The following is a 14,862-nucleotide window of genomic DNA, read 5'->3' on the forward strand; positions in this document are numbered from 1 at the left end:
ATCATCAGCCATTTCACTAAGCGTAATGCAACGTGAATAAGGGATCCAATGGCCATCAACAAATCCATAAAATATTTTCTCGCTGTGGCAAAGCATGGCAACATCAAACGTGCCTCGGATGAACTCTTTCTCAGCCAACCTTCTCTCACCTCTGCAATCAAAAAATTGGAGGCTGAGCTTGGTGCGCCTTTATTTAATCGGCTATCAAAAGGTGTCGAATTGACGGCTTACGGCGTTAAATTTCGGTCATTTGCACAAGAACAACAAGAGCAATACTTCGCACTAAAACATCAGTTCAACGACATGCAGCAACGTCAATTTGGTAAGATAAAAATCGGCACTGGTGAGGTATGGTGGGAGCACATCGTCAAACCTACCGTTGCCTATTATCAGCAACAAAACCCAACCAGCTCCTTTCATTTGGAGTTTGGTAATAACCTGACGTTACTGAGCCATTTAATGCAAGGTGATATAGATTTATTTGTTGGCCATGAGGTTTTAGACCTATCTGAACACTGCCGAGTGATGTTTGAGCCGCTATTCCAAGACTATGAATCGATTTATGTAGGATCTCAACATCCCCTAGCCCAATCTCAACAACTATCTACGGGCCTAGCCATGGAGACTATCGATCAATATCCACTACTAAGAGTCACGCCTAGCCACCCAAGACATCAGTCCGTATTGGCCAACGGGTTACCGCATAATACGGAACTTGATGAGCGTATTATTTATGATGTCGATTCCGTCTCTGCCAGTATTGATATGTTAAAAATGACCCCAGCGGTGATGCCTTATAGTAATCATGCGCATGAATGGCTCACCTCTCAAGGGTTAGTGATGATCAACATCGACCACGCCAAAGTTGGAAACATCGGGATTTATACCAAAATCGGGGAGTCTAAAACCCGTGTTGGTGCCTTTTGCTCCAACCTAAAACAGCACGCTAAGGGTTTGACCTAAATTGTCAGGAGTAAGTTAAGTCACCAATCTGTCATTTTTCTTTCATTAAAGTTTGATGTAATCGCGGCAGTGAATAAGATTTAACTGAATGGAGCCTGCCTTGGCTGTAAATGACATTACCCTAAGTGAAACAACCCTCAGTGATTTGAAGGCCGTTGAGTACCAGTGGGTGAGAACGATGTATGTGGAGGGCTATCATCGAGATGAAATCAACCACTATATTCAAACTTGTTTTGGTGGTGATGGTGTGTTTGCTGATTTATTTCAAAAGGTCGCATTAGAGCAAGAGAGTTTGTATGTCCTGCTCCAATACGTAGGGTGCGCGCCTTCTAACCGAGAGCTGAATTTGTAGCGCCCTGAGACAACGGAGAACGTTTGAGTATGACATCCACCTCCGTTGTCGTGTAAGGCTTGTCTATTTTAGTCTTAACGTCTTCCACAAAGCGTTCATAGCTTTTAAAGGTCATGGACTCTCTTTTTGGGTCAACATAAATACTGACCCAAGTCTTTCGCCCTAACTTGGCAATAAAGATATCCACCAGCTCAATATCGTACTCTTGTGCTAATCCACGTAATCCACGATAGATAGGCTTAGTGTGCTCGATAGGTGGCGTTGCTAGTGTCAATTCCCGCATACCATTTTTAATGAGCTTTATCGGATCACCAATAAACGCCAAACTAAACAGCACGACGAGGATTTGGTCAATATAGCGGTCGATGAACCCGAGTGCGGTTCCTTGAAGCAATAGAACCAATATCAATGCCACCCCAATCGCCCCCGAAATCACGCCATTAATAAACCACGCATTCTTTTCGGCCTTTAAAATATCGGACCGAGACTGGTTATACCCTATATGACACACCCAATACATCAGACCGCAAATCATCACCGCCGGAAACACATAGATAGCCATTAGCGTAATCGCGGGCTCTCGACCGCCGGAAAGTAATACTGGAATATTACTGCCTACCGCAAAAGCAATCAGGATCAAAATGGTGATTCCTTTGATCACCACAATCAGTGGTTCAAAGGCATAATAGCCAATAGGATAGTGACGTGACGTACCTGATTGCGCAAGTTGTGCAATTCGCAATGACGCAAACGAAACCACAGCGGACAACAGATTAAAGGATGCATCTAGGAGGATGGCACTCGACCCTGAAATCATGGCCATTACCCCGCCCCACAGCGCCAATACACTCGCGCCGATTGCCGAACCAATAAGCGCTTTCGATTCATCAATTTTAATCATTTAAATTCCTTTTATACATTCTTCGCGTCATGCACCACTATCAAAATATATACCATATAGACCTAATATTACCTACAGCACAATGCACTAGTTGCTGAAATATAAAGCAAACAGCCGCTCTTTTTTATCAGCAGCATGACACTCATTGTCTGAGCTATTCATTATCAAAATATGAATAAAGGTAACATTTATTAAATCTCTGACAAGCCAAGACAAAAACTGTCACGGCTCCTACCAACCCCCACGGCATGTTGACAAGCCAGATTGATGAATGCCTTACTTTTTAGAGACTACTTCCCAGAGAGTAAAATAATGTATAAATCAAAAGCAGTGGTCACCCTTTTATCATTGGCATTAAGTCTAACGCACTTTAGTGCCGTTGCTCACCCCTCAGGACATCACGGACATGGGCACGGGCACAAGCACCATAAAGAAGTCATTGTGGTGAAGAAGCACAAGCCATCACCGAAGAAAAAGAAGCCAAAGCATAAACACTATCATTACAAGTCAATGCCTAGGCAAACGACCTACATCAGAATAGGCAATTTTACTTACGCCAATGTCGAGGGACATTATTACCAACGCCAAGGCGATAGGTACATCAACGTGATTCTAAATTAAGCGTGACACAAAAAGAAAATGCCCGAGCAAGCTCGGGCATTGGTTACAAAAACTGTTAATAGTGATAGTAAGGAATCCTGGTAACAGCCAGCTACGCGTAACACCAGCGTTGCTTGATTAACTAGTCGGCGGCCAAACCAATGTGACGCTAATCAAAGCAAAAACGGGTGATCTTGCGATCACCCTTATCGTTATTATCCTTTAACACCACCGGAAGTGAGTCCACCCACTAACCAACGCTGTGCAAGCAAGAATACGATTGTGATTGGTAATGCTGACAGCACCGCTGCTGCTGCAAAGTCGCCCCACAGATAGTTCTGAGGATACAAATATTGCTGCATACCAACCGCTAATGTGTACGAGTTTACATCAGAAAGCAGTAACGACGCCACAGGTACTTCACCTACTACCCCGATAAACGACAGGATAAATACCACCGCTAGAATCGGCACTGAGAGTGGTAACAATACCAGTCTAAACGCTTGCCAAGGTGTCGCACCATCCAAAGCCGCAGCCTCTTCAAGTGAATTATCAATGGTCTCGAAGTACCCTTTAATCGTCCAAACGTGGAGTGCTATCCCGCCTAAGTAAGAGAAGATCAAGCCACCATGCGTATTCAAACCAAGGAACGGAATATACTGACCTAACTTATCAAACAGAGCGTAAAGCGCCACAAGTGCCAATACGGCTGGGAACATTTGGAAGATCATCATCGCTTTCAAGATGGTGTTCTTGCCAGAAAAGCGCATACGAGCAAACGCGTAAGCTGACGTTGTTGACAGTGCCACAATCAAAATTGAGGTAATACCCGCGACTTTGATTGAGTTCCATAGCCATAACAACACAGGGAACGGAGGTGGGGTTACAGACCCATCGGCGTTAACAACCGAAATACCCAAGGCTAACTTCCAGTGCTCCAATGATGGATTATCTGGAATTAAGCTGCCCGACGCAAAGTTACCCTCACGGAACGAGATTGCAATAACCATCAACAGTGGGAAGATGATCATGGACAGGAATACCCACAGCGCAATATGCGTTGCCCATACACGGTATTTTAAAGACTTACCTTGTACCATTGCCATTGTTCTATTCCTTAGTCTTGAGACAATTTAGTGAAACGTAGGTTGAGTAGTGCAAGTCCACCAACCAACAGGAAGATAAGCGTTGCAATCGCACTCGCTAGACCAAAGTCTTGACCACCTGAACCTTCGAAGGCAATACGGTATGTGTAGCTTACCAATAGATCGGTATAACCCGCTGGTTCAGAGGTACCAATCATGTTCGGACCACCTTGCGTCAATAGCTGTATCATTACAAAGTTATTGAAGTTAAAGGCGAAGCTCGCAATCAATAATGGGGTGAGTGGTTTAATCATCAACGGAACCGTGATCTGACGGAAGTTGTGCATAAAGCCGGCACCATCAATCGCTGACGCTTCGTACAGGTCATCAGGAATCGCTTTAAGCAGCCCCATACACAGGATCATCATGTAAGGGAAACCCAGCCACGTATTCACTATCAAGACCATGGATTTGGCTAGAATAGGGTCTGAGAACCAGTTTGGACTAATACCAAAGATGGACTCAAGCACCATATTTATCTCACCAAAGCTTTGGTTAAATAGACCTTTAAAGATCAAGATAGAGATAAACGCTGGTACCGCATAAGGAAGAATCAAGAGTACTCGGTATACTGCACGACCTTTCAAGGCTTCCCATTGAACGACACTCGCCAATATCAAGCCAATAACGAGCGTTAAGACAACAGTTAGTACCGAGAACACCACCGTCCAGATAAAGATGCTAATGAAAGGTTCTTTGATGCCATCGTCTTTCCAAACACGCTCAAAGTTGTACGTGCCAATACCGACAACAAAACCGGGTGATACGGTATTGCCAATAAATTCACCATTGGCGTCTATCGGTTGATAGAAACCCACTTCCATATTTGCTCTAAAGATCTCACCCGTTTTATTGTTAAGGAGATCGCTTGAGCCTTCAATATGGGAGTACAAGGGTTGAACAGAAGCAAATTTGCGTAGACCACTCATACGAATGTCTTCACCGCTTGGCATGTTCAAATCTAACGTGCTTAAAATCGCACGGCTTTGAATGATAGCTTTAATGGCTTCTTTTTCACCGACTTGACCGTCAGCAAGTTTCAAGTCAAATTCTGGCGCAGGGTTATTCATATCAAATTCAGGCGTCGCGAGTAGCTGATCACCGTCTTTGACATAAATAACGTGTCCGTTATCCGTCTTGTACAAATCAAAATTGTAACTGTCGCCACTTTGGAATGTGCGCTGAGTTAACACGCTTTGTGTTCGCTCTAACGACAGTTGGTTTTTAGCACTGTAGTTCGTGAATGCGAGTCCGACGGTATACGCTAAAGGGAAAATAATGAAAAGAATCATACCCGCAATACCTGGATAGATATAACGGTGTGCGTACGTTTTTTTACTGCCAAAGATGTAAAGTGCCAGAGCGGTTAAAATCACAGTAAGCAAGGCGAAAGCAAGCTCACCGCGTGAATACATAAGAATTGTCGCGTAACCGTTGACTAGACCGACCGAACCTAATGTTCCCCATTTAAGGAATACTTTTTTACTGCTCGGTGTCTTATTGGTTGGCGCTGACATGGCATCTGAACCTTGAACTGACTGCATAAAAGGACCTGCTAGCGATAAATCAAAAAATGAAAATGAAGGAGGGGTTACCCCCTCCTTAAAGGGTGTTACTCATTTACGTGGTACTGATTAGCTACATAGTTAATTCACTAAATATCTAACTATTTTACTTTGTCATTTGCTTTTCTGCGTCTACAACCGCTTCGTCTACAGTTTGGCGACCATCAACAACATTAACGATAGTGTTTTTAGCAGAAGCCCAGAATGCACTCATTTGCGGTACATTTGGCATGATTTCACCATTCATTGCGTTGTCCATTGTCGCGGCAATGCGTGTATCTGAGTCTAGCTCTTTTTGGAAAGAAGTTAGAGCAACAGCGCCTAGAGGCTTATCGTTGTTCACTTCACGTAGACCATCGTTAGTCAGTAGGTAGTTCTCTAAGAACTCAACCGCTAGGTCACGGTTAGGTGATGCAGTGCTGATACCCGCGGTAAGAACACCAACGAAAGGTTTAGATGCTTGACCGTTAAATTTAGGTAGCGTCGTTACACCATAGTTGATGCCTGACTTCTCAACGTTTGCCCAAGACCATGGACCATTGATAGTCATCGCCGTTTGACCTTGGTTAAACGCAGATTCTGACACTGAGTAATCCATATCAGCCGAAATCACGCCCTTGTCTACTAAAGACTTAACAAATGTCAGTGCGTCTTTTACGCCATCTTGAGCAATACCTGAATCTTTAACATCGTAGCCCGTGCCTGTGTACTTAAATGCGTAACCACCATCAGCCGCCATTAGTGGCCATGTGAAGTACGGTTCTTTTAGGTTCCACATGATTGCCGACTTGCCATCTTTCGCAAGTTTCGTGTTTAGCGCTTCAACTTCTTCCCACGTTTTTGGTGGATTAGGCACTAGGTCTTTGTTGTAAATAAGAGACAAAGATTCAACTGCAACCGGGTAACCGATAAGTTTGCCGTCGTATTGAACCGCGTCCCATGCAAAATCAACGATGCCATCTTTTGTTTCTTTAGACGGTTTCACTTCAGCTAGAAGACCCGCGTCTGCGTACTCACCAAAACGGTCGTGAGCCCAAAAAATGATGTCTGGACCGTCACCAGTAGCAGCAACTTGAGGGAAACGGCTTTCAAGACCATCTGGATGAGCGACAGTTACTTTAATACCTGTATCTTCTTCGAACTTCTTACCCACTTCTGCAAGTCCGTTATAGCCTTTGTCACCATTAATCCAAATAGTGAGTTGTCCTTCTTCGATAGCAGCATTTGCACCAAAAGAACCAAGAGCAACTAGCGTGCCTAACGCTACAGTACTAAGGGCTTTTTTCATGTTCATATCCTTTTTTATAGTTTTGATAGCAGGGTTATCCAGAGGGTCGTCCAGAGGATTTTCCTTAATTTCGACGAGTATCATCCGAAAAATACAGCAAGGTCTCATCATCCTAATCTCTACGCCCTATCGAGTAGCGACAGTTTCCGTGATCTCAATCGCCCAAGACTATAGATCACCATCACAAAACAATCTTCTGTTGTGACTCAATTCACTATTAGAGCATTGATTTTTTTGACCTAGATCTCATCAAGCGTTTCTACTCCCTAGCCCCCTCCTCCCCGGCTACTCCCCCTATAATTATTTTTCACAGGAGGATGTACTGATTGCATGATTCACGGAAACTGCAGTCATCCAAGAGTGGATGGTAAGAACCCTTGCCAGTCGACCTTCTTTTATAGGTCATCAAACTGGTTTTACATCGCCGGAGTCGTTACGTAGTCACACATTCAAGTACTTAGTGGTAATTTATTTTACGGGGGGAGGCTTGAGTTTTGTGGCGGGGGATACGGATGACATCTTGGCTTTGAGGGTGGCGTGTATCGTACAGCGCCACCCTTTTTTTCTTTCCATCGGGCGCCTTTTATTACATTAGAAGCATTCAAATTTATTATCACAACTTCTATTGCAACAAAAGGTTACCCAAATCACTGACCAATTTCCTATTATTAGCGGTCTAATTATCTCTATAATGACCGGCAGAAAGAAATAAACGAATCGAGGACGATCCACATGGCGAGTGTCACGTTAAAAAATGTTAGCAAAGCGTACGGTGACGTACTGATCTCCAAAAACATCGACCTAGAGATTAACGAAGGTGAATTTGTTGTTTTTGTTGGCCCATCAGGTTGTGGCAAATCGACCCTACTGCGTTGTATTGCAGGATTAGAAGACATCACTTCTGGCGACTTATACATCGGTGGTGAGCGCATGAATGACGTTGAGCCTTCAAAACGTGGTGTCGGCATGGTGTTCCAATCTTACGCGCTTTATCCTCACTTAAACCTTTATGACAACATGTCTTTTGGTCTTAAGCTCGCCAAAGCCGATAAATCAGAAATTGACCGTCGTGTTGAGCAAGCCGCTGAGATTCTGCAACTTGGTCACCTGTTAGAGCGCCAACCTAAAGCCCTGTCTGGTGGTCAACGTCAACGTGTTGCCATCGGTCGTACCTTGGTTTCACAACCAAACTTATTCCTGCTTGATGAGCCTCTATCCAACCTCGATGCGGCGCTTCGTGTCAACATGCGAGCGCAAATCACTAAGCTACAACGTCAACTTGGTTGCACCATGATCTATGTCACACACGATCAGGTTGAAGCCATGACCATGGCTGACAAAATCGTAGTATTAGACGCCGGTTGGGTGTCACAAGTTGGTAAACCATTAGAGCTTTACCATTACCCTGAAAACCGCTTTGTTGCTGGCTTTATTGGCTCTCCAAAAATGAACTTCATGAGCGTGGCGATTGAAGACGTGGAAGCGCAGCAAGTTAAAGTAAAACTCTCTGATGGTGTATCGTTCTGGATTCCAGTTGATGGCACCACCGTAAACAAAGGCGATCGTATGTCGATGGGTATTCGACCAGAACACCTGCTTCACGCCGATGAGGGCGATGCTTGCGTTGAAGGCGAAGTCATGATGGTTGAAAAACTGGGTAACGAAACGCAAGTGTACCTAAACCTAGAAAGTGCCGACGCAGATGTTATCTTCCGTCAACCAGACACTTTGTCTGTTGAAACTGGCGATAAATTTGCCATTGGCATTCCAGCACACCGTTGCCACCTATTCCATAGTGATGGCCGCGCTTGTCGTCGTCTTTATCAGGAGGCGGGTGTTTAGAGATAACAATCACCCTTGCACTTGCACTTAAGAAACCCCAACCTCATTGAGGTTGGGGTTTTTATCTTTCTAATGGCTGAACCTGACAATCGGCATTAATCACCCAATGCCGTTGCGTTTTTTCGTCATATAACCCCAGAGGGAACTGAGCTTTATTTAAGCCATAACGCGCGACACCATTGTTGATATCAACTTTAAGTGTGGCGTTGCTTTGTGTGGTAATGGTGAGAAATCCGGAGTCTTTCTCTCGTTCAATTGAAAGCTGAATATAATCATTGACTGACTCGCAACTAAACGGGTTAAGCACAGGCTGAGCAACGGCCGGTGCAAGAGTGATAAAAAAAACGGCGCTAAGCGCCGTTTTCAGGTTCATTTTATGATTCATACTTTAATTTTGTTTAATGTAGACAGCATTGTGATTAGCATTTGAGATAAAGACGCCCGCATAATCACCCGTAGTTTGAGAGATATAAATACCAGACGTATTATTAAATTGGTTGCCATTATCATTGTGATCCGCATTAGTTAAAGATACTTCGGCTAACGAATTACCATGACCTGCTTTTTGCAAAATATAGACTTCATTATCTTCACTGCCTGCTCTCATGCCGACGTTAGCAACAAAATTCGACCCTTTTTGGTCAATATCTACGTCATTATCGTCACTTTTATTCGTCATCACGACACGAGCTTGATTGCTCGAACCACGTTGCAGAATGTCAACATCGTTACCATCACTATTACCTAGGTAAACCCAAGCACGCCCATCATCATTTTGGATAATCTCAACGTCATTATGGTGACTTCCATTGTACGCTTGGACTAAGGCATTATTGTCTTCTCGGTTTTGCCTAATTTCAGTATTATTATCATTACCGCTTCCACTGTAATCCACTACAGCTAGGTTACCATCGCTAAGCGGGACAACCCCTTGCACGATAGAGACATCACCGTAGTCCCCCCCGTCCATTAATACCAACGCTGAGTTATCTCCAGAAGGCAAATTGTAGCTGCCTACTGCATTTTTTATATGTACGCCTGATACCCCTGGAACATTTGGCACAGCAGCAACTGAGGCAGACACCAGTAGAGCTGAAATCGTAATCGCTAATTTCTTCATAATAACAACCTTATTTCCTTTAAGTTTCCATGTCGACTATGTGCTTCTTTCGAAGCGCTCTTTACTCCCCAACCTAACATTACGCGCTAGTTAGATTGGTCTACGTAAATATGTAATGGACTTGTTGTTTCAAGGATAAATAAATCCCCCCCGTCCTGCGTTATACCTAAATTGGCACCACCCGAACCAGCAACGATCGCTAGATTATTGTCATTGGTTTGTTCAACACTTATTTGGTTTGACGAATAGAAAGCGTTTAATTGCCCTACCATCGCGAGATTGTTATCGCCGTCTTGCACAACAAGCGCTTCATTGTTTCTACCCAACTGACCAACAACAGCGGTATTTCCGTTTCCGTTTTGCCTAACATACGCGGTATTTAATTCACCTTTTTGACCAATAAAAACGCGGTTTAGATCCCCCCCCTCGACGGAGACCTTTACTTTGTTGCCACTTAAACCACCCTTCCCTACTTGGGCGACGATGACTTTCGACAAATCAGCATCGGTGATGTTAACTTCTGCATAATTATCAATATCATAAGCGCTTTTCAGATCAGCATAATCTTCAATGACGTCCTGACTCAAACCATGTAAAAAACCTTCTCGAGACTCTATAGAGCCTTCTGGCGCGAGAATCAGGGTATTGGCCCCTGCAGTCGTAGCAACGAAACAAAGTAACGATGCCATCATTTTCTTGTTCATGATCAAATTTAAATTTTTTGTTCCAGTCCTTCTGAACATATATTCACCTATATCGGTGAGAGAGATAAAACCTCCCATTAATTAAAACTTTTTGTCAGTCGAACTCCATCTTTTTGGGTTCTTCCTGCAGAAAATTATAACGGGAGAACTTTGCTTAACTGACCAAATAATAATCACACAACGACATTACAACCATAAACTAATAGACAATTATATAAATTTCCCTACGACCATTTTAAGTAATTATTACCCTTTACTAAGAACCGAAGTATGAGTAGGAATATGACAAATCTAATCCCAGAGTTTATATGCTCATCACCAGATGAAAGCTAATATTCGGGTTAAGTTCTCCAAAGAGAGCGACTCGCTTTTGAAAAGGATTTTGATGGGGAGTTCGTCAAATGTTGATGAAACTGAGTAAGAGTCTAGCGTTATTAAGTTTGGCTACATGTTGTTTTCTGACTCTCAATGTTAATGCGAAAAGCGAAGAAGACAATTTAAAAAATACAGACAAAACAACAAATAGTGAAGCGGACAAGCTGAGAACACCGTTCAACAATTTCAACGAAGTCAATGGCGTTATCGTTGACCGAACAATGACTAGGCTTGGAGAGAACTTTTATTTTTTCTTCTCTCAAAAAGTTAACGACAAATATCCTGAACTCGAAGAAAACTTAACGGTGAAAGAAATTCCGACCGCGTTGTCGGGAAGCATCATCGAAGTTTACCATTCTAGAAAAGCGATATTCCGCACCGCTTTGTCGCCAGGAAGACAGCAAGCAAAAGAACGAGCAGAGGACGCCTTGCGAGTGGTTGGTAACTATATCATCCGCTGGCAAGCAGAGCGTCTATACATGGACACGTACGATCTCGATTACGATGAATTTTAGGATGGCAAGGATGACAAACCTAACCCAAAAAATAACCCTAGCGTCGCTACTACTTTTCTCAACGACTCTGATAAGCAGTGAGCTCGTATATACGCCTGTGAATCCCAGTTTTGGTGGTAGCCCACTTAATAGTTCTCACCTGTTTGGGCACGCAAATGCCATCAACGATTATGACGATCCCAATGCGACAGGTTTTGATTTTGAAGAAGAATCGGCTGTAGATAGGCTCGCTGCGAGTCTAGAGTCGCGTCTAATCAGTCAATTTTTAGCTGACATTTCCGATGGAACGACGTCGTCAGGAACGCTGGAAACCACCGACTACATATTGAACGTAGCCCAAGACAGCGGCGGTAACGGCTTAATCGTTCGGATTGAAGACAAAATTACCGGTGAGACATCCACTATTCAACTTGGCACTTCGTTAGCCATTCAATAAAGCATAAGACAAGGATTGTGTTATGAGATACTTAATACCCCTAGTGGTTAGTGTACTTCTGTCTGGCTGTGCCACATCACTCGATATTCCCGATACCTCTGCAGAGCCTAAGCTCATGCCTAGAGGCGCCACTTACACGGATTTAATCTCGCTCCCTAAACCTGCAGGCAAGATCCTAGTCTCTGTCTATGATTTTAGAGATCAAACGGGGCAGTACAAACCACAACCAAACAGTAATTTCTCAACAGCGGTACCCCAAGGTGGTACATCGCTGCTGACCACATCGCTGTTAGATTCTCAGTGGTTCATTCCGCTTGAGCGTGAAGGACTTCAGAACCTTCTCACTGAACGAAAAATTATCCGAGCTGCACAGAAAAAAGACAAAGTGATCTCAAACCATGGTGCCGATCTATCATCGCTAAATTCAGCGAATGTGGTGATTGAAGGTGGTATTGTCGCCTACGACTCTAACATCCGAACCGGTGGTGTTGGCGCTAAGTATTTAGGTATAGGGGCATCTGGCCAGTACCGAACGGATCAAGTGACGATCAACCTCAGAGCAGTAGATGTAAGAAGCGGTCAAGTATTGTTGAGTATTACTACCTCAAAAACTATTTCTTCGCATGAGATCGGTCTTGGGGCATTCCGTTTTATTGACTACAAAGAACTGCTCGAAGTGGAATTGGGTTACAGCAACAATGAACCCGTTAACATTGCCATTATGTCGGCCATCGACGCTGCGGTTATTCACCTCATCATTAAAGGCATGGAGCGTGGTATGTGGTCATCTAACGACCCAGAGGCGAGTTCTAACCCAATTATTGCCAAATACTCCAACGCAAAAACTGAAATTCTATAAAACCTGAAACTCAAACGATAAGCAGCAAATGGGGCTACGCGGAAAATGGATATTACCCGTAGCCCTATTTTTTTATCTGCTGCTCAACCATGATGCTCGCTTAACTGACAATAAAATGGTGAGTAATCTCCCCACTCTCGACAACTGCTGTGTTTGGGCACTTAAATACGAGTAAACAAGCACCTAATCACATCACACTATCTTCTTACGCTGTTTTTACCTCATGATGATAGAAGCCCAGCAATAAGCGCATTGAGATCTTCAAAGCTATTCAGCTTGCGCACCCTTTTGAGCTTGTGAAAAACGATACGCTTGTTGCCGTTACTCACCATTCGACGTCACGTTAATGCGTTAGGGTTTAATCGAGGTATCAACGTTTTCCCTTCGGTCATCAACTCACTGGCATTGAGGTTGAAGTAGGTTGAAGCATATTCTACAAGCATCAAAAACGCCTCTTTCCTATTTGGCAAGAGGCGCTCTAAAAAGGTGTTTAGTGTTTTTTATCGAAACGTTACAGGCATAACCTTGTTAACCCTGCTTAGCGACAACTCATACCAAGCCGCAGTTCTAAGATTAGACAAACTCATTGGAACCAATGTTATTTTTGGCCCACAGCAGCGCTTGAAGTCGATTTTTCACTTTGATTTTTTTGAAGGTATTGTGCAAATGCGCTTTGACGGTATTTTCACTCACAAAAAGTGAATCCGCGATTTGAGTATTGGAGGCGCCGTCGCCGAGAAGCTTAATGATTTGCTGCTCGCGCTTCGTAAGCTTTGAATAAGAGTGACTTGTCTTAGCGCACTGACGTCCACGATAAAACTTGATGTATTCGTACACCAGTTTGCGGCTCATCCACATCTCGCCTCGTAAAATGCATTCAAAGCCAGTGACGAGCTTATCGAGATTATCAGTTGAATAAAAAATACCTACCAAGTGTTGCCACTTCAGCATCTCGCCATGTGAAAGCTCTGGTGAGGTATTAATTAGCACCTCTTGCACCTGCTCTGGCAAACTCTCTCTTAGGTCTTGATACTTCTCAATATGCTTTTCTGTCATCGCAGGATGATCCACAATAACGATGTCGAAATTAAACTCTTTTAAGCTAAGCTTACAACCGCTTAAACGATCCGGAGAGATGAGTTTGATACTGATATCAACCTTCTGCTCGATAGAATCTTTAAGCAAGCTTGACTGTAGATTGTTTTCCGCCAACAAGATGGCTCGTCGGGTCTCTAAGTCTACGGTCGGCATAGCATACTCCCTGTTAGTGTTTGTTCTCAAAAAGTAATCATAAAGTTAAACTTTTTAATGAGATCGTCAAGTGTAGCTTTTGAGACTAAAAACAAGAATAGTTATAAAAATGCCATGTAATCAACAGATTAAATTGACAATCTCATAAGTGAGACAGTGTTAAGTTAATCTCCATCAAGAATAAAAACAAGTAGGCAACTTAATGACAACAGATTAATCTAATTATTATGTGTGATCATGTTGATTCATATCATACAAGCTATATGACATAAGCAAAGAACAAAATAAACAATGGCGGTGCTTAGAAAAACACCGCGATGGGAATCAAAAAATTAGTGCAATGGGGCACTATTTTTGTCATTAAACTTTCCAAAATATTGCTCTAGAATTTCAGGTGTGAGTTTACCTTCTGCTTCCAGTTGCTTTAGCTTCTCTGCAATTTCACGTTGCTCTTCAATTGAAGGCAATGAGACTTCTGGCTCACCGTCAGTTTGAGAAGACATCAATTCCAGCTCTTTCTCGAAATCACTCATAGCATTACCCTTTCTCTATCAATAATAATTCGGCTAGTTTACTGGTTTTGTCATACCGAGGCTAGTGGCGTTCACAAGTCCTCGCCTCATAGTCCGCGCCACCATGAACTCAACGGCGATAACATCACGTAATCTTTTTAAACCAAATAGAGTGTTGAACAATACCTTTGAACCTCTTACATTGTTGCCTACTGTCATTAAGACTCACTTTATGATTATTACAAACATGACTACCATCATTACAAAACAATGACATAACGAACGGAACTTTGATAAGTTACGCGCATCTATCTATAACGTATTGTTATTCGTAAGTTATGGCTATTTGTAACCTAAGAGCATGTAAACGTATGACTATTTGTCACGTATCATGCTTACAACATACTTCGACTCTTCAATGTAATGTCACTCGT

The 14,862-nt window shown here is 43.1% G+C and carries 16 protein-coding genes; 7 read left to right on the forward strand and 9 right to left on the reverse strand.

The annotated features are described in order from the left end of the window. The first annotated feature begins 54 nt into the window (after positions 1–54). A complete protein-coding gene (locus ACE1OE_RS08545; protein WP_449210908.1) occupies positions 55–963 on the forward strand; it encodes a LysR family transcriptional regulator in 909 nt (302 codons plus the stop codon). A gap of 88 nt (positions 964–1,051) precedes the next feature. Further along, a complete protein-coding gene (locus ACE1OE_RS08550) occupies positions 1,052–1,315 on the forward strand; it encodes a hypothetical protein (RefSeq protein WP_198593795.1) in 264 nt (87 codons plus the stop codon). Here the strand turns inward: ACE1OE_RS08550 and ACE1OE_RS08555 are convergent. Further along, positions 1,293–2,216, reverse strand: a complete 924-nt coding sequence (locus ACE1OE_RS08555; protein ID WP_102532464.1) for a cation transporter — start codon at positions 2,214–2,216, stop codon at positions 1,293–1,295. The genes ACE1OE_RS08550 and ACE1OE_RS08555 overlap by 23 nt on opposite strands. A gap of 312 nt (positions 2,217–2,528) precedes the next feature. Here ACE1OE_RS08555 and ACE1OE_RS08560 point away from each other — a divergent pair, with 312 nt between their 5' ends. After that, complete coding sequence (locus tag ACE1OE_RS08560) at positions 2,529–2,837, forward strand: hypothetical protein (protein ID WP_449210735.1); 309 nt, start codon at positions 2,529–2,531, stop codon at positions 2,835–2,837. 194 nt (positions 2,838–3,031) lie between these two features. Here the strand turns inward: ACE1OE_RS08560 and malG are convergent, their stop codons facing one another. From malG to malE, 3 genes are all read right to left on the reverse strand, one after another. After that, positions 3,032–3,922 carry a maltose ABC transporter permease MalG gene (gene malG, locus ACE1OE_RS08565; RefSeq protein ID WP_102532462.1) on the reverse strand — a complete coding sequence of 297 codons (891 nt, stop codon included), beginning with the start codon at positions 3,920–3,922 and terminating at the stop codon, positions 3,032–3,034. Positions 3,923–3,933: 11 nt separating this feature from the next. Further along, positions 3,934–5,505 (reverse strand): maltose ABC transporter permease MalF, encoded by a 1,572-nt coding sequence (gene malF, locus ACE1OE_RS08570; RefSeq protein ID WP_449210736.1) that lies wholly within the window; start codon positions 5,503–5,505, stop codon positions 3,934–3,936. A gap of 127 nt (positions 5,506–5,632) precedes the next feature. Then, positions 5,633–6,814: a maltose/maltodextrin ABC transporter substrate-binding protein MalE gene (gene malE / locus ACE1OE_RS08575; protein ID WP_449210737.1), complete on the reverse strand. Its 1,182-nt coding sequence runs from the start codon at positions 6,812–6,814 to the stop codon at positions 5,633–5,635. Positions 6,815–7,546: 732 nt separating this feature from the next. Between malE and malK the strand changes: the two genes are divergently transcribed. Then, positions 7,547–8,656 carry a maltose/maltodextrin ABC transporter ATP-binding protein MalK gene (malK, locus tag ACE1OE_RS08580; RefSeq protein WP_449210738.1) on the forward strand — a complete coding sequence of 370 codons (1,110 nt, stop codon included), beginning with the start codon at positions 7,547–7,549 and terminating at the stop codon, positions 8,654–8,656. A 61-nt stretch (positions 8,657–8,717) separates the two neighbouring features. On the opposite strand, the gene ACE1OE_RS08585 is transcribed toward malK, so the two are convergent. The 3 genes from ACE1OE_RS08585 to ACE1OE_RS08595 all read right to left on the reverse strand — a co-directional run bounded on the left by ACE1OE_RS08585 (position 8,718) and on the right by ACE1OE_RS08595 (position 10,480). Next, complete coding sequence (locus ACE1OE_RS08585) at positions 8,718–9,029, reverse strand: hypothetical protein (RefSeq protein WP_449210739.1); 312 nt, start codon at positions 9,027–9,029, stop codon at positions 8,718–8,720. 15 nt (positions 9,030–9,044) lie between these two features. Continuing rightward, the gene (locus ACE1OE_RS08590; protein WP_449210740.1) at positions 9,045–9,776 is read right to left on the reverse strand and encodes a hypothetical protein; all 732 of its coding nucleotides are present in this window, start codon (positions 9,774–9,776) and stop codon (positions 9,045–9,047) included. Between the two features lie 86 nt (positions 9,777–9,862). Further along, the gene (locus ACE1OE_RS08595; RefSeq protein ID WP_449210741.1) at positions 9,863–10,480 is read right to left on the reverse strand and encodes a curlin subunit CsgB; all 618 of its coding nucleotides are present in this window, start codon (positions 10,478–10,480) and stop codon (positions 9,863–9,865) included. 401 nt (positions 10,481–10,881) lie between these two features. Between ACE1OE_RS08595 and ACE1OE_RS08600 the strand changes: the two genes are divergently transcribed. Genes ACE1OE_RS08600 through ACE1OE_RS08610 form a run of 3 tightly spaced genes read left to right on the forward strand, consistent with a single transcriptional unit; the run spans position 10,882 to position 12,665 of the window. Then, positions 10,882–11,370 (forward strand): CsgE family curli-type amyloid fiber assembly protein, encoded by a 489-nt coding sequence (locus tag ACE1OE_RS08600; protein ID WP_449210742.1) that lies wholly within the window; start codon positions 10,882–10,884, stop codon positions 11,368–11,370. Between the two features lie 10 nt (positions 11,371–11,380). Next, positions 11,381–11,806 (forward strand): curli assembly protein CsgF, encoded by a 426-nt coding sequence (locus ACE1OE_RS08605; protein WP_449210743.1) that lies wholly within the window; start codon positions 11,381–11,383, stop codon positions 11,804–11,806. Between the two features lie 22 nt (positions 11,807–11,828). Continuing rightward, positions 11,829–12,665 (forward strand): CsgG/HfaB family protein, encoded by an 837-nt coding sequence (locus ACE1OE_RS08610; protein WP_102532455.1) that lies wholly within the window; start codon positions 11,829–11,831, stop codon positions 12,663–12,665. Positions 12,666–13,238: 573 nt separating this feature from the next. On the opposite strand, the gene ACE1OE_RS08615 is transcribed toward ACE1OE_RS08610, so the two are convergent. Continuing rightward, a complete protein-coding gene (locus ACE1OE_RS08615; protein WP_449210744.1) occupies positions 13,239–13,916 on the reverse strand; it encodes a LuxR C-terminal-related transcriptional regulator in 678 nt (225 codons plus the stop codon). A gap of 332 nt (positions 13,917–14,248) precedes the next feature. Next, a complete protein-coding gene (locus ACE1OE_RS08620; protein ID WP_102532528.1) occupies positions 14,249–14,449 on the reverse strand; it encodes a chromosome partitioning protein ParA in 201 nt (66 codons plus the stop codon). Positions 14,450–14,862: the final 413 nt, after the last annotated feature.

The sequence above is a fragment of the Vibrio sp. E150_011 genome (assembly GCF_053544015.1).

Excerpts from the sequence above, each read along its gene's own strand:
- ACE1OE_RS08550 (WP_198593795.1), top strand. The coding sequence starts at position 1,052 with ATGGAGCCTGCCTTGGCTGTAAATGACATTACCCTAAGTGAAACAACC.
- ACE1OE_RS08555 (WP_102532464.1), bottom strand. The coding sequence starts at position 2,216 with ATGATTAAAATTGATGAATCGAAAGCGCTTATTGGTTCGGCAATCGGC.
- ACE1OE_RS08560 (WP_449210735.1), top strand. The coding sequence starts at position 2,529 with ATGTATAAATCAAAAGCAGTGGTCACCCTTTTATCATTGGCATTAAGT.
- malG (WP_102532462.1), bottom strand. The coding sequence starts at position 3,922 with ATGGCAATGGTACAAGGTAAGTCTTTAAAATACCGTGTATGGGCAACG.
- malF (WP_449210736.1), bottom strand. The coding sequence starts at position 5,505 with ATGCAGTCAGTTCAAGGTTCAGATGCCATGTCAGCGCCAACCAATAAG.
- malE (WP_449210737.1), bottom strand. The coding sequence starts at position 6,814 with ATGAAAAAAGCCCTTAGTACTGTAGCGTTAGGCACGCTAGTTGCTCTT.
- malK (WP_449210738.1), top strand. The coding sequence starts at position 7,547 with ATGGCGAGTGTCACGTTAAAAAATGTTAGCAAAGCGTACGGTGACGTA.
- ACE1OE_RS08585 (WP_449210739.1), bottom strand. The coding sequence starts at position 9,029 with ATGAACCTGAAAACGGCGCTTAGCGCCGTTTTTTTTATCACTCTTGCA.
- ACE1OE_RS08590 (WP_449210740.1), bottom strand. The coding sequence starts at position 9,776 with ATGAAGAAATTAGCGATTACGATTTCAGCTCTACTGGTGTCTGCCTCA.
- ACE1OE_RS08595 (WP_449210741.1), bottom strand. The coding sequence starts at position 10,480 with ATGAACAAGAAAATGATGGCATCGTTACTTTGTTTCGTTGCTACGACT.
- ACE1OE_RS08600 (WP_449210742.1), top strand. The coding sequence starts at position 10,882 with ATGTTGATGAAACTGAGTAAGAGTCTAGCGTTATTAAGTTTGGCTACA.
- ACE1OE_RS08605 (WP_449210743.1), top strand. The coding sequence starts at position 11,381 with ATGACAAACCTAACCCAAAAAATAACCCTAGCGTCGCTACTACTTTTC.
- ACE1OE_RS08610 (WP_102532455.1), top strand. The coding sequence starts at position 11,829 with ATGAGATACTTAATACCCCTAGTGGTTAGTGTACTTCTGTCTGGCTGT.
- ACE1OE_RS08615 (WP_449210744.1), bottom strand. The coding sequence starts at position 13,916 with ATGCCGACCGTAGACTTAGAGACCCGACGAGCCATCTTGTTGGCGGAA.
- ACE1OE_RS08620 (WP_102532528.1), bottom strand. The coding sequence starts at position 14,449 with ATGAGTGATTTCGAGAAAGAGCTGGAATTGATGTCTTCTCAAACTGAC.